Source organism: Larkinella harenae (assembly GCF_054780515.1).
The window spans coordinates 1-13,506 of sequence record NZ_BAAGWE010000002.1; the positions used below are offsets into that span (position 1 = coordinate 1).

Sequence of the window (13,506 nt, forward strand, 5' to 3'; positions counted from 1 at the left end):
TAGGTAGGTTGCTTACGCGTTACGCACCCGTGCGCCACTAATGCATTGCTGCATCCGTTCGACTTGCATGTATTAGGCCTGCCGCTAGCGTTCATCCTGAGCCAGGATCAAACTCTCCATTGTAAATAATAAACTAACAATTGTACTTGTCAGGTCGCCTTTCTTGGCTTGGTTGCTGTACTGTCCACTACGTCAAAGAACTTAATTTTCCGCGTTTGGAAAATGGCTGATTGAACTGTTATTATTCGTTGCTCAATCTCGGTATGTTGTTTCCCTCATTTGGGATTGCAAAGGTAGCAGTTTGTTTTTGTTTTTCAAAAGAAATTTAAAAATTTATTTTTTCTTTTCTTTTGAACTTTTCCGAGATAACCGACTCATAACCACTTGGTTAGTTCCGCCTGCTACCGGTTGGCTGCTCTGCGCTTCCCCGATTTGGGACTGCAAAGTACCGCATTATTTTCCCGTTTGTCAAGACATAAAACGAAAATAATTGGGTAACTCCTTTTTAAAATTTATTATTCAATTCTTTTTCAAGAAGTTACCCAATAAAAAAACTTCAAAAAAATTATCCGAGACGAATTAAATGGTTCTTTTTGCCCTTGGAAATAACCAAGTACCGTTTCTGAAGCCATTCCAACTCTTCCAATACCGTCGAATCGCTAACTTTCTGTTTATTAATGCTCACCGCATTCTGTGCCAGCGCCCGCCGGGCTTCTCCCTTTGAAGCATATAGCTCTCCACGCGTAGCGACGGCCAACAGATCAATGAGATCCTTGCAGGCTTCCCATTCATCAGTGCTAATCTCCGTTTGGGGCACTCCTTCAAAAATAACCGCAAATTCATCCGCTTGAATGGTACGCAGCGTATCCATCGTCGCTTTTCCGAATAATACTTCCGAGGCTTTGACAGCCAGATCGTATCCAGTCTGCGAATGCACCCGAATCGTTACGTCTTTTGCAATCGCTTTTTGCAAAATCCGCAAATGGGGTGCTTCGTTATGCTGTTGCTCCAGGTCTTCGATTTCCTCACGGGACAAAAGGGTAAACACGCGAATGAGCCGCGGACAGTCGGCGTCGTTGGCATTAAGCCAGAACTGGTAGAACTGATACGGAGACGTCATCGCCGGATCGAGCCAGATATTCCCCCCTGCTGATTTTCCGAATTTAGTTCCGTCCGCCTTTGTGATCAGCGGTGTGGTCAGGGCAAAAGCCTGGTACTCTTCCCTCCCTTCTTTACGCCGAATTAGTTCGGTTCCGGTGGTGATGTTCCCCCACTGATCCGAACCGCCCATCTGAAGTCGAACGCTTTTATTCTTGTAAAGCCAGTAAAAATCGTATCCTTGTAATAATTGGTAGGAGAATTCGGTAAAAGAAAGACCGGTTTCAAGCCGCTTTTTCACAGAGTCTTTCGCCACCATATAATTTACGGTCAGGTGGGTGCCGGCTTCGCGCAGAAACCCTAGAAACGATATCTCTTTAAACCAATCGTAATTGTTGACCATTTCGGCCGAATTTGTTGCCCCATCAAACGTCAGGAAGCGGGCCAGCTGCTGTCGAATCCCTTCCTGGTTATGCCGCAACGTTTCTTCGGATAAAAAATCGCGCTCGGTGGACCGACCGGATGGATCTCCAATCATGCCAGTGGCCCCACCTACCAGTGCAAACGGTTTGTGGCCCGCCCGCTGAAAGTGAACTAGCAGCATAATCGTAGCCAGATTGCCAATGTGCAGGGAAGCCGCCGTTGGATCAAAACCGATATACCCGGCCGTTGATTCTTTACGGAGTTGTTCTTCGGTTCCGGGCATCATGTCCTGCAACATGCCCCGCCAGCGGAGTTCTTCAATAAAATCAATCATACAATTAAAGAAAGAAGGGAGAAAAGCAGAAAAGGAAAGAAATCGTGCGTTAGCCTTTTTACTTTCTCTTGATTTTCAGGTTGCAAAGATAAAATTGTCAGGGCAAAAGCAGTGAGGAGTCACCGTAACTTAAAAAACGATAACCGTTCTGCAAACCTTCCTGATAAATGGTTAGCCAGTTTTCACCCACAAAAGCCGCGACTAATAAAATAAGGGTGGAACCCGGCTGGTGGAAATTCGTCACCAAACCGTCGACGATCCGAAACCGATAACCAGGCATGCAGTAAATTCCGGTATGCCCAATGACCTGCTCCTGCCCCGCTGTAAGAAGATGCGTCAGAATAGCCTGCAATGCTTCCTTTGGTGATGGAACTTCGTTTTCCTGAACAGAATACGCGTATTGCTGATCCAGCTCAAAAGGTTCCGGTTCATTCCTGAGCAGACGCACTCCAAACCAATACAGACTTTCCAGTGAACGCATTGAGGTTGTCCCCACGGCAATCACCGGTCCGGCGTGGCTGATCAGTTTCTCCAGATTTTGACGCGAATATACGACCTGCTCCGTGTGCATCGTATGCTGACGTACATCCGTGGCTTTGATCGGCTGAAAGGTGCCGGCTCCAACGTGTAACGTCAGGTACTCGGTCTGAATTCCGTTCTGGGCAAGCTGTGTCAGTACCTCCGGCGTGAAATGCAACCCGGCCGTTGGGGCTGCCACCGCCCCTTCTACGCGCGAATAAACGGTTTGGTACGTATCCCTGTCGGCGTCGGTGACCTCCCGGTTCAGGTAAGGCGGCAACGGTATTTTTCCGGCTTCGTGGAGAAGGGCCGCAAACGACTCACTCCCGGACCACTCAAACCGGATGTGTGACTGATCGGCACTGTGCCAATGCGCATTTAGCAAAGTCGTCTGATCACCAACCCGGATTTCCTTCGTTAAAACCTCATCCGGCTTCCAACGCTTCCGGTTGCCAATCATACACTGCCAGGTACTTGTATGTCGATCCTGCATAGCCTCCGAAACCAGTCGATCGGCGGGCACAGGATTGAGCAAGAACAACTCGATAACGGCACCGGTTGCTTTCTGAAAATGCAGCCGCGCCGGAATTACTTTGGTGTTGTTGAACACCAGCAGGCTTTTTTCGGGCAACAGGTCCGGCAATTCAAAAAACGAGCGGTGTTCAATCCGACCTCCGCGGTAGGTCAGCAATCTGGACTCATCGCGCCGGGGCAACGGAAACCGCGCAATGCGTTCATCCGGAAGGTCGTACTGAAAATCGGCAAGCTGTAGTTCGTCCATGTTACTCTTCGGGCGTGGGCTTCATGGTTAACCGGATCGGTAAGGAAACGATTACAATTAAAATAATAGCTGCACAAACCGGAAACAGCCACTGATGGCCCGTCAGACTGGTGGATCCCAATTGCGTATTCAGACGACCCAGTACATACAAGGCCAGTGCCATTACGGTATTGACAGCCGCCATGATGCAGTAAAACCAGTTCTGAAAAATTTCGTCCAGTTGTTTCCGGTGTTCCAGCCAAAGCTGCTGATTCGGAATGGGCAGCGCCGTTCCGGATACTTTCGGAAACAGCTTCGTCAACATATTGATCAGTGTATTGTTGATCAGAAAAATAGCCACACAGCCGTAGAACAAATAATCCCGATCAATGAAAACATCCGGGCGGCTATCCGGCGTAAAGCTCACGGCAACGGTGGTTTCCAGCGAAACGTACGTATAAATTAAGATGGAGGCAAACCCGATCAGCGAGGCCAGCCGCCACAAACGAATGGCAAACGTGCTAACTTTCATGAATATAATTTGTTGACCTGATAACAGGCTTTGGGCCGCAAAGGTACGGGCTACAACGGAGTGTTCCCAAATTGGCTTAAAAGTTGACCGGAGAATTCTTTGACAAACTCTGATTTTCAGTCGTCATTTTTGCAAAACCTCTTTTTTACTCAATGAAAATTTACACCAAAACCGGCGATAAAGGCCAAACTTCGCTGATTGGCGGACGACGGGTGAGCAAAGCCTACCACCGAATCGATGCGTACGGAACCATAGATGAGTTAAATGCCTGCCTTGGCCTGGTTCGGGATCAGCCCATAAACACGAACCGAAAGGAGCTGCTCAAAGAAATTCAGGACCGGCTTTTTACCATCGGCGCTGAACTGGCAACAGACCCCGAAAAAACCGTTAAAAAACCGTTGCCCGCTATTCTGGATTCGGACGTGACCCACCTGGAACAGGCCATCGATGAAATGGAAGCCCACTTACCATCCCTGCGGGCCTTCGTTTTACCCGGTGGCCATCCGTCCGTTTCGTTTTGCCACCTGGCACGTACGGTTTGCCGCCGGGCCGAACGCCTGGTCATTGCCCTCAATGACGATGAATTCGTTGATCCGCTGGTGATTCAGTACCTCAACCGCCTGTCGGATTATCTCTTTGTCCTGGGCCGGAAAATGGTTCAGGAGCTCGACGTTGAAGAAATAACCTGGCAACCCCGGATCCCCTAGAAACCGGATCCATGCGTTTTTTTGCCAGTTTATGTAACCGCTAAAAAAATAATTAGCATAACAACTATTTTTCACTGGACACTTCCTGAAGTTTTCTATACATTTGCTGACAATCAACCCGCTGACGACTTTTTTAGTTGATCAGATTTGCCGATTACCATCATGACTACCGACTTATTAAACATCGAGCTGCGCAAAGCAGGACGCTCCCGGATTGAGGAGGTCGACTTCAACAACCTGCCGTTTGGCAAGCATTTTTCGGATCACATGTTTGTGGCCGATTTTGTGGACGGGCAATGGCAAGATCTACAAGTGGTGCCGTTTGACAATTTTACGTTCAGCCCGGCTCTATCGTCGCTCCATTACGGTCAGTCAATTTTTGAAGGCATGAAAGCCTATAAAAATGAAGCTGGTGAAGTGCTGATGTTCCGTCCACGGGAAAACTGGAAACGGATGAATGAATCGGCCAAGCGGATGTGTATGGCAACCATTCCGGAAGAAGTTTTTATGGGTGGTTTGGAAGCCCTGCTGCGCGTTGATGCCGACTGGGTGCCCAGCTCGACCGAAAGCTCGCTGTACATCCGTCCGTTCTTGTTCGGAACGGATACGTACCTGGGCGTTGCTCCGTCGAAAACCTACCGGTTTTGCATTTTTACCTGCCCGGTAGGAGCTTACTATACCAAACCGCCAAAGCTGAAAGTTGAAACGGATTACATTCGTTCGGCACCCGGTGGGGTTGGCTACGCCAAATGCGCCGGTAATTACGCCGGTTCCATGTACCCAACGCTGCTGGCGCAACAGGCGGGTTACGACCAGTTGATGTGGACCGATGCGACCGAGCACAAGTACATCGAAGAATCCGGAACAATGAACATTATGTTTGTCATTGACGGTAAACTGGTCACACCAGCGACTTCCGATTCCATTCTGAAAGGCGTGACCCGCGATAGCATCATTCAGGTAGTGAAAAGTTGGGGAATTGAGGTTGAAGAACGGAAAGTTTCGATCCAGGAAGTAATTGAAGGGATTGAAAACGGCAGCCTCACCGAAGCATTTGGCGCCGGAACCGCCGTGGTGGTTTCACCGTACTCGCTGATCGGTTTTGAAGGCAAAGATTATATGCTGAATGAAGTAGCGAAAGAAAACTCGCTGGCCAGCCGGATTTTTGACTACCTCAGTGATCTGCGGACGGGCCGGATTGAGGACACGTTTGGCTGGATGCACAAAATCTAATAAAGAAAAAATACAGCGCGGGGCGTTGACGGTTTTGAAATCGTCAACGCCCCGCGCCTTTTATTAGTCTTTCTCAGGCATTTGTGGTGCGATCGAACGTGAGTTTGAGGCCAAAATCTTTGCCTTTTGACACATCTTTTAACGTAACCAGGCTGTTGGGCGCAACCTTCCAGCTTTGCTGGGAAGGAGTTCCGTATCGCTTGGTGAAATACGTTTCCAATTCTTGCCGGTGCGTATCAACCGACTGCCGGTTATTGAGATAAATATCTACCTGAATGCGGTTCACTTTTTTGCCGTTATCCAGAAAATATTGAATATCAACCGATTCCAAATTTTCGTATTCAATAGTATAACCCACGTGGGCTGCATCCTCTTCAAACGGCTCGGCATTTTCTTTTTCCTTTACTACGGCCACGCCATCGCCCAGCTTAACGCCCCGGAACAGGCCATCTTCCGACCCAACCAGTTTTTCCAGCCAGTCGCTGACGAGTTCATTTCCCGTGTTGGGCCGAGTCGGTAAAATTTCGGTCGAGTCAGTGGGGGTAGTTGCCTCTGATGCTTGTTGATTGCTTTGGCAGGCATTTAAAAATAGCGCTATGGCAAGCAGCGCCGGGTAAATAAACGTTTGTTTCATATAGTCCAGGTTGTAATTAATAGAGAAAATAAGCGTAAACGCTCAACCGATGCGGGTATTCATTACGATGAAAATCCGCGCGAACGTCCTCCGCCAAAAAAACCGCTCCGCCCACCACTCGGCCGGCTGATTTTGGAACCGTGCACATTGCTACCAATCCGGTTGGCGCGCTCAAATGCCTGCGGACTGCTGTAGGCACCCGCACGATAGCGTTGCTCATTCGCAATGCCCGAGTTATTGGAACGGCCCAGCATATACCCCAAACTACCCCAGAGTAACACACTGGATAGCCCGCTGTGGTGGTGGTAAGCCGCCGGGTTATTGAAATATTGACTGGTCGAAGGATCCGAATGAACCAACTGGCGGGCCGCTTCCACGCTTAGCGTATCACGGTGGCCATCTGCGTAATTGACAATGGCTCCGGCCTGCTTGGGGTCCACCTCGACCTCATCCGTAATTTTAAACTTACCGGGACTCGTTTCGGTAATGAACGTCCTGACGCCCTTTCCAAACTGGTCGGAAGACGTTGCACGGTCAACCTGTTCGGTATCTGATTCGCTGGAGCCGCAACTTTGCAACAGCGCCGAACCGTTCAGCAAGACAAGGCCAAGGGTCGCGCTGAGGGTAATGTCTTTTACCCGGCGTAAGATGGTGTGTTTTCGAACTGGTGTCATGGTTTTTAATATGCTGTCGTAGAAACGAAACTACGCAGAAGCCCTTGTGGTTGCAAGAACTTAGTTGATGAAAGGAAAAAACACTGCAATAGCTTCGCGTTCTGAATTATGAATGTACTGCCGTATTTTTGGGGCTTATGTTCGACAGTAACGCATTTATCGAAAAGTTCCTCTACCGAATTTCGGAGCTTCAGTCGGAGTCTCAGCCCTGTTTTCCGGCGGGACTCGTTCCCTCCTACCGGGCGAATCCGCTGATTCTGGGGTACCACCGGGCAGACACAAATATTTTCTTTACCGCTATCACGGTTTTTACGCTTCAGCAAATCCGTTCGCGGCTCTCGGTGAATTTACAGAAAACCGTTGATCAAATCGTTGAAAAAGCCGTCCGGCACTACCCTGATTTTCAAAACAAAGACGGACTCAAAACTTATAATTTCTACGTAACACCCAAAAATGGCCGACCATCCGGGCACTTTCCCAACGGGCTTTTTCTGAATCGTTTGGAACATTTCCGGCTCCCCGACGATGCCGACGATACGGCCATCGTCTACCTAACCGGCAATCCGTCGCGCGAGGACTTACTGTGGCTTAAACAAAAGCTCATGCAACATGCTAACCTCGCTACCCGACAAGTGGAAGACACATTTCCCGAGTATGTTAACCTGCGCGCCTATTCGACCTGGTTTGGCAAAAACATGCCGGTTGAGTTCGACGTCAGCGTATTGTGCAATCTGCTTTTCTGCATTTTTCATTACCAGCTCCCCCTCAATCAGCACGACTACGACAGTCTTGAGTTCATCCGATCGGTGGTTGCCAAAGGGCAATACCGGACCGATCCGTTTCGCTGCTCGCACTCATACCCGCGCGCGCCCCTCATTCTGTACCACGTTGCGCTGTTGTTGGCGGCATTTCGTCCGGAACCGCTGGAATCCCTTCGGCCTCAGTTGATTCAGGATGCCTATCAACTGCTCAACGACGGTTTGCCGGTCATGGATCAGGTGGTCGTTTCTACCTCACTTCTGCTGCTCGGCGAAAAACCGCCCCGCATCGATGTCAGCACCATTTCTGAAAACGAAGTCCGGCAGTATTCATTCTTTATCGCCGGTATGCTAACGGCATCGCAGAATCCGCTGCTCAACCGTTTGGCCCAGTCCCGGCTGGTTCGGATGGACTGGACCTGCGAAGCCCACTCGCTGGCTCTGCTGGTTGAATACTTGGTGAATGCGGATTCAACCGGATCAACATAACCTGTTTAATCCACAAGCAAAAACAACCCGTCCGGCCACGATTTTATCATCGCGCCGAACGGGTTATCAAAAAAAGTCTGTTGGAATTACCAGCCCGGGTTTTGCTTAATGGCCGGGTTCTGCGCGAGCGTATTCAGCGGAATAGGCCACAGATAATGTTTGTTTTCATCAAAAACGGGATTGGCCCAGTCAGTGCCCTGGTACACATCAATATAGGCTTTTCCGGATACCGGATCGACTTTGGTTTTGACATTGGCTTTCGGATACCGGGCAATAGCGGCTGCATCCCACAGTATTCCAAGGGTGGGCGTAAGCAGTTTTTTACCCTGTTTCCAGCGCTTCAAGTCGTTGTAGCGAAACCCTTCCATGAACAATTCGATGCGCCGTTCGCGCCGGATTTCGGCAATCAACGGTGAGACCCCATCGGCGGTATAACGCGGATCGACGGGCACTTTTCCCATTTCCAGATGCGGCATAGCCACACGATCACGGAGCTTGTTGAGGCTGTTGTCGAGATCAGCCTGCGTGATTTTGCCCAGTTCCGCCTGTGCTTCGGCGTAATTCAGCAGAGCCTCTCCAAACCGCAGAATGATGGCTGGTGACTCTGCGGTATCGAAGGCTTTTCCTATCATGTCGTCCGCGTTGTAATGTTTGATGATGTGGTAACCCGTGGTCGACAAATAACCGCCTTCCATCCCCTGAATACGCGGGTAAGGCCGTCCATCCGCCAGGTGATATTTGTAAGAAGCAGCATCGGCCGGATGCAAAACCGTCTGGCGCAGCCGCGGGTCCCGGTTTTCGAAAACATCTTCGATTTTAGCATCCCCTTTGTAAAGCGGAGATAACGTAATCGGCAACCCGTCTGTACAGAGATAGTCTTCGACAACACTTTTGGTGGCACCACCCGCGTACTCAAAATACGATTGTACGTGGTTGGTGAATACGCCTAGCTGGTATTTTCGCCAGTACATCACTTCCGGATTACCGGCCAGATTCAAGACCCGGTGGTAGGCGTTGTAATCCGTTTTGGGATTTCCGGTGCTGTAAAGCCGGTAAGGCCCTTTGTCCATCAATTCTTTGGCCGCGCTGGCTGCTTCTTCCAGCCACATGGTTGCGTTGGTTCCGCCATGGTACTTGCGCCAGGTCCCTTCGTACAGACACAGCCGGGATTTCACCAGCAGCGCACACCAGCGGTTTAACCGGCCCGGCGCATTGCCATCGTTCCAGGTGTCGGGCAGTTTGGTGGCGGCAAAGTTAAGGTCTTCCAGCACCTTGGTCATGGCTTCTTCGCGCGGAGTACGGCCCGCAAACAACTCCGGAGAATCGACGTTCAACTCCTTATCTACAAACGGAACATCGCCAAACTTCTGTACTTTTTCGGCATAAAACCAGCCTCTGAATAACCGGGCTTCGGCAATGTAACGGTCTTTGATTGCCTGGGACACATTGGCTTTGTCGTAATTTGCCAGCCCGACGTTAATCGCCCGGACAAAATTCCAGCCTTTGTAGCCAAATTGCTGCGGATCCGTCGGAACCGTGTGTTTTCCCGAACGCACCTGCTGGAAGAAAATATGGCGGGCGTTGGTTGGGGCCATGTTGTCGGCAAACTCATCCTGAAACCAGAAGCTCCCCCAGTTGCTATCAAAACCGTTGTAGTGGCCGTGCAAAATGGGCACATTATCGTCGTTGCGGGCCAGGTCGTACAAACTGTTGTTGTACACCCGCAGATCGTTTTCCGTATTCCAGAAGGTCTGGTTGGTAATCCGATCCAGCGGATAGCGTTCGAGAAACTCGTCGTTGCAGCCGCTCACCAGAAAGGCCGTTGCGAAGACCGCACCAAAAAAGAGGTTATATTTTTTCATCAGGAAAGTCATTTGGGGATTAGAAATTAACATTGAGACCCAGCGTAGAAATGCGCTGCATAGGGTATTCGATAGCCGCCGACTGGATGGTTTCGGGATCCAGCGGTTTCCGCATTTTGGTAAACTCCCACAGGTTCATGCCGGTGGCGAATACCTGGGCTCTGCCCACCCCGATTTTCTGAAGTAACTTTTGCGGCAGATCATAGCTCAATGTGATGTTTTTCAGGCGGATGTAAGCGGCATTTTGCAGATAACGGGATTGCACCTGAAGGTTTTTCTTGTCGTTCGTCGAAATGTGAGCCGCCGGAAAATACGCATCCCGGTTGTCTTCGGTCCAGGTGTCGGTGATGTAATATTTCTCAACATGCCCCGCGTTGTAAGGGAAGAACCAAGTCCAGTTGTCAGAGGTCGGCCAGTGGTCTTTTTTACCGATTCCCTGGAAGAAAACCGTCAGACGCAGGTTTTTATAGCCCAGCCCGCCATTGATCCCGAACGAATACCGGGGTGTGCTGTTGCCAATCACCTTCCGATCACCCGGATTAGCCAGCGTGTTGTTGCCAAAACTGATGATGCCATCGCCGTTCAAATCGGTATACCGGATGTCGCCCGGACGCCAGTTGGCACCAATGTTGGTTTGTTTGGGCGCCTGGGCTACCTCATCGGCCGTCTGGAAAATACCGGCGGTTTCAAACCCCCAGATTTCACCCAGCTTCTGCCCGACATAATAGATATTGCTGTTGTTTGGTAAGGCACCGGTTGGGTTGTTGAAACGCGTGATCTCAGCCGTCCAGTCCGAAAGCGCCAGACTCAAATCGTAATTCCAGTTATTCTTGAACTTGTCCCGCCAGGTCAGCGACAACTCCCAGCCTTTGGTCCGCAGATCAGCCGCATTTTCTTTCGGGGCGGTCGTGCCCAGAATAGCCGGATACGATACGTCCATCAACATGTTTTTTGTATCGCGGGTGTACACATCCAGCGATGCATCCAGCCGACCGCGTAGCATCGTAAAATCCAGCCCAATGTTCTTGGAAATCACCGTTTCCCACGTCAGCGACGGGCTTACCAGTCCAGCCGCCGAAACGAACGGAATCAGGGCGTTGGTAAACATGTACGGCGATTGACCCGTGCCCATCGTGGCCACGTAGGGATAATAAATCTGATTGCGGTTGTTGTCCAGCAGAATCTGGTTGCCCAGCGTTCCGTACGACGCGCGCAGCTTCAGGTTGTCGAGCCACGAGCCGGTTCCGGCCATGAATTTCTCGTTGCTGATCCGCCAGCCCGCCGATACCGAGGGAAAAAAGCCAAACCGGCTATCTTTCGGAAACCGGGAGGTTCCGTCGTATCGCCCGTTGAACTCAAGCAGGTAACGTTCCTTGAACATGTAATTCAGCCGGTAGAAGGCTCCGCGCAGCGCCACATGCGACTTGCTCCCGAACGTCTGCTGCACGCCGGTTGTTGCGTTGAGGTCTACCACCTGGGGCGTAATCAACGCCCGGGCCTGTGCCCCCGAATAACGGTATTGCCCGCGCTCCTGGTTGAAACCAACCATAGCCGACAGGTTGTGATCGACCGGCAATGGCAGTTTATATTCCGCAAACGCATTGAACACGTAATACTGGTTGTAATTATTCTCGTTCCGAATCCAGTCGTCACCGCTAAAACCGTTGCTGACAATATTGGCCGCCAACAGGTTAGCATCCACAATATCAATCTTGCTCTGCACGTCCTGATACATGCGGTTGAAGATATTGTACGAGAAATCCGACCGGATTTTCAAGCCTTTCAACGGCGTTAAGGTAACACCCTGGGTCAGCCAGAGGTCATTGTTGGTATAGGTGGTACGCCCGCCATCCATCAGGTACGGGAAGAAGTTGGTGCCTCCAAAGTATTTTCCGATGTAGGGCGCGTATTTTTCGCGGTCGCCGGGCGTGACGTAATAGTCAAGATCGGGAAACTGAACCGGCATGATCGGATTCACCCGAGCGAGGGAATTGATGTTTACATCCCAGTTATAGAAGTGAGGTTTGTCGCTGTTCTGCGAATTAAAAATAATTTTTTCATCCAGACTCAGCCAGTTGTTAATCTGGAAATCAGCCTTCATCAGCACATTATAGCGCTTAAACTTCTCGTTGTTATAACGCAAATAGCCGTCTTTGGAGAAATAACCAAGCGAGACCAGGTATTTTGATTTGTCCGTACCGCCCGAAACCGACAGATCATGCTGGCTCGTGGGAGCGAATTGGGTCATGATGCTGTTCTGATAATCGTTGTACCCATAAAACCGCAGCACGCCGTTGACTACTTTCCACTGCGGAGCCGTTGCCGGATTTTCGGAATAAGCTTTGGTACCGGCTACCATATCCGCATCATAAGCCGGAATGCCGCTGGTTCGGATGTTGGCCTGGTTGCGTGCCTGCACAAACTGGTAAGGGTCAGTTACCACATCCATGTTGAAAATGGGCTTGGCCAGCGAAAACTGTGTATTGAACGATACATTTATCTTACCGCTCTTCCCGCTTTTGGTCGTCACGAGCACCACCCCGAAAGCCGCCCGGGCGCCATACACCGCCGAAGCAGACGCATCTTTCAGTACACTGATGCTCTCAATGTCATTGGGATTCACCCGGTTCAGATCCATCGGGACGTTGTCGACCAAGATAAGCGGGGCCCCTCCATTGATGGATTCATAGCCCCGGATGTTGAACGTAATGGGTTGAGCCGGATCGCCATTCCGGACGTTTACGTTCAGGTTGGGCACAACGCCCTGCAAACCCTCACCCACCGAAGCAATCGGACGGTTTTGCAACCGTTTGCTGTCCACTGTTCCAACGGCACCGGTCAGGTTTACTTTTTCCTGCGTTCCATACCCAACCACCACCACTTCATCCAGGGCTTTCGTGTCATTTTCCAACGCGATGTCGATGGTTGAACGCCCATTGACCACAACTTCCTGTTTGGTATAGCCAATGAAACTGATGACCAGCGTAGCGTTCGAATTGGGGACCCGCAGGGAATATTTTCCTGCGTTATCCGTATTTGTTCCCTGGGTGGTTCCTTTAATCACGACACTAACGCCCGGCAGCGCTTCTCCATTTTCAACGGCCGTAATGCGCCCCGAAACCGTCTGGCCCTGGGCATAACTGGCCCAGGCAATCACAGACAGCATACTGATAAACAAAAGCTTACAAACCTTTTGTTTGTCTAGCGGTAAAGTTCTTTTCATAAAATAGCTGTTAGAGATAGTAGAATAGGGAGCTTAAAATTGAACTTTACAAACATTAAATTATACTTAATAATCATCCGTTTGTAAAAGCGTAAAGGGACTAACACCTTGAAACTACTTAGTGACAACCTAGAATAAATTCAATTTAAACCCAGAATATACATATCAAACAAACAACTTATCATCAAATGAAAAAGTGATACATTGTAGTTTTTTTGCCTAATTTGCCGGATATCGGATACCTGCTGGGAGTAGTCTTT

10 protein-coding genes and 1 rRNA gene are annotated in these 13,506 nt (G+C 50.1%); 3 read left to right on the forward strand and 8 right to left on the reverse strand.

The window, feature by feature from the left end; all coding sequences use genetic code 11:
- From ACYVH9_RS11350 to ACYVH9_RS11365, 4 genes are all read right to left on the reverse strand, one after another.
- Positions 1 to 123, reverse strand: a 16S ribosomal RNA gene (locus ACYVH9_RS11350); the annotation flags it as partial.
- Positions 124 to 565: 442 nt separating this feature from the next.
- Positions 566 to 1,852 carry a tyrosine--tRNA ligase gene (tyrS, locus tag ACYVH9_RS11355; protein WP_460637579.1) on the reverse strand — a complete coding sequence of 429 codons (1,287 nt, stop codon included), beginning with the start codon at positions 1,850 to 1,852 and terminating at the stop codon, positions 566 to 568.
- A gap of 100 nt (positions 1,853 to 1,952) precedes the next feature.
- Positions 1,953 to 3,155: an S-adenosylmethionine:tRNA ribosyltransferase-isomerase gene (locus tag ACYVH9_RS11360; protein ID WP_460636471.1), complete on the reverse strand. Its 1,203-nt coding sequence runs from the start codon at positions 3,153 to 3,155 to the stop codon at positions 1,953 to 1,955.
- 1 nt (position 3,156) lies between these two features.
- Entirely contained in the window at positions 3,157 to 3,666 is a 510-nt protein-coding gene (locus ACYVH9_RS11365) for a hypothetical protein (RefSeq protein WP_460636472.1), read from the reverse strand.
- Positions 3,667 to 3,818: 152 nt separating this feature from the next.
- On the opposite strand from ACYVH9_RS11365, the gene ACYVH9_RS11370 reads away from it, so the two are divergent.
- Together ACYVH9_RS11370 and ACYVH9_RS11375 are read left to right on the forward strand one after the other, a co-directional pair.
- Positions 3,819 to 4,373, forward strand: a complete 555-nt coding sequence (locus tag ACYVH9_RS11370) for a cob(I)yrinic acid a,c-diamide adenosyltransferase (protein ID WP_460636473.1) — start codon at positions 3,819 to 3,821, stop codon at positions 4,371 to 4,373.
- A gap of 162 nt (positions 4,374 to 4,535) precedes the next feature.
- On the forward strand, positions 4,536 to 5,606 hold the full coding sequence (locus ACYVH9_RS11375; protein ID WP_460636474.1) for a branched-chain amino acid aminotransferase: 1,071 nt from the start codon (positions 4,536 to 4,538) through the stop codon (positions 5,604 to 5,606).
- Between the two features lie 73 nt (positions 5,607 to 5,679).
- Here ACYVH9_RS11375 and ACYVH9_RS11380 read toward each other — a convergent pair whose 3' ends face one another.
- Both ACYVH9_RS11380 and ACYVH9_RS11385 read right to left on the reverse strand, forming a co-directional pair.
- Positions 5,680 to 6,240 carry a hypothetical protein gene (locus tag ACYVH9_RS11380; RefSeq protein WP_460636475.1) on the reverse strand — a complete coding sequence of 187 codons (561 nt, stop codon included), beginning with the start codon at positions 6,238 to 6,240 and terminating at the stop codon, positions 5,680 to 5,682.
- A 62-nt stretch (positions 6,241 to 6,302) separates the two neighbouring features.
- Positions 6,303 to 6,914, reverse strand: coding sequence for a hypothetical protein (locus ACYVH9_RS11385; protein WP_460636476.1), 612 nt, complete (start codon positions 6,912 to 6,914; stop codon positions 6,303 to 6,305).
- 137 nt (positions 6,915 to 7,051) lie between these two features.
- On the opposite strand from ACYVH9_RS11385, the gene ACYVH9_RS11390 reads away from it, so the two are divergent.
- The gene (locus ACYVH9_RS11390; RefSeq protein ID WP_460636477.1) at positions 7,052 to 8,161 is read left to right on the forward strand and encodes a hypothetical protein; all 1,110 of its coding nucleotides are present in this window, start codon (positions 7,052 to 7,054) and stop codon (positions 8,159 to 8,161) included.
- Positions 8,162 to 8,247: 86 nt separating this feature from the next.
- Here ACYVH9_RS11390 and ACYVH9_RS11395 read toward each other — a convergent pair whose 3' ends face one another.
- Both ACYVH9_RS11395 and ACYVH9_RS11400 read right to left on the reverse strand, forming a co-directional pair.
- Positions 8,248 to 10,023, reverse strand: coding sequence for a RagB/SusD family nutrient uptake outer membrane protein (locus ACYVH9_RS11395; protein WP_460636478.1), 1,776 nt, complete (start codon positions 10,021 to 10,023; stop codon positions 8,248 to 8,250).
- Between the two features lie 19 nt (positions 10,024 to 10,042).
- A complete protein-coding gene (locus ACYVH9_RS11400) occupies positions 10,043 to 13,246 on the reverse strand; it encodes a SusC/RagA family TonB-linked outer membrane protein (RefSeq protein ID WP_460636479.1) in 3,204 nt (1,067 codons plus the stop codon).
- Positions 13,247 to 13,506 lie beyond the last annotated feature (260 nt).

Excerpts from the sequence above, each read along its gene's own strand:
- ACYVH9_RS11360 (WP_460636471.1), bottom strand. The coding sequence starts at position 3,155 with ATGGACGAACTACAGCTTGCCGATTTTCAGTACGACCTTCCGGATGAA.
- ACYVH9_RS11365 (WP_460636472.1), bottom strand. The coding sequence starts at position 3,666 with ATGAAAGTTAGCACGTTTGCCATTCGTTTGTGGCGGCTGGCCTCGCTG.
- ACYVH9_RS11370 (WP_460636473.1), top strand. The coding sequence starts at position 3,819 with ATGAAAATTTACACCAAAACCGGCGATAAAGGCCAAACTTCGCTGATT.
- ACYVH9_RS11375 (WP_460636474.1), top strand. The coding sequence starts at position 4,536 with ATGACTACCGACTTATTAAACATCGAGCTGCGCAAAGCAGGACGCTCC.
- ACYVH9_RS11380 (WP_460636475.1), bottom strand. The coding sequence starts at position 6,240 with ATGAAACAAACGTTTATTTACCCGGCGCTGCTTGCCATAGCGCTATTT.
- ACYVH9_RS11385 (WP_460636476.1), bottom strand. The coding sequence starts at position 6,914 with ATGACACCAGTTCGAAAACACACCATCTTACGCCGGGTAAAAGACATT.
- ACYVH9_RS11390 (WP_460636477.1), top strand. The coding sequence starts at position 7,052 with ATGTTCGACAGTAACGCATTTATCGAAAAGTTCCTCTACCGAATTTCG.
- ACYVH9_RS11395 (WP_460636478.1), bottom strand. The coding sequence starts at position 10,023 with ATGAAAAAATATAACCTCTTTTTTGGTGCGGTCTTCGCAACGGCCTTT.
- ACYVH9_RS11400 (WP_460636479.1), bottom strand. The coding sequence starts at position 13,246 with ATGAAAAGAACTTTACCGCTAGACAAACAAAAGGTTTGTAAGCTTTTG.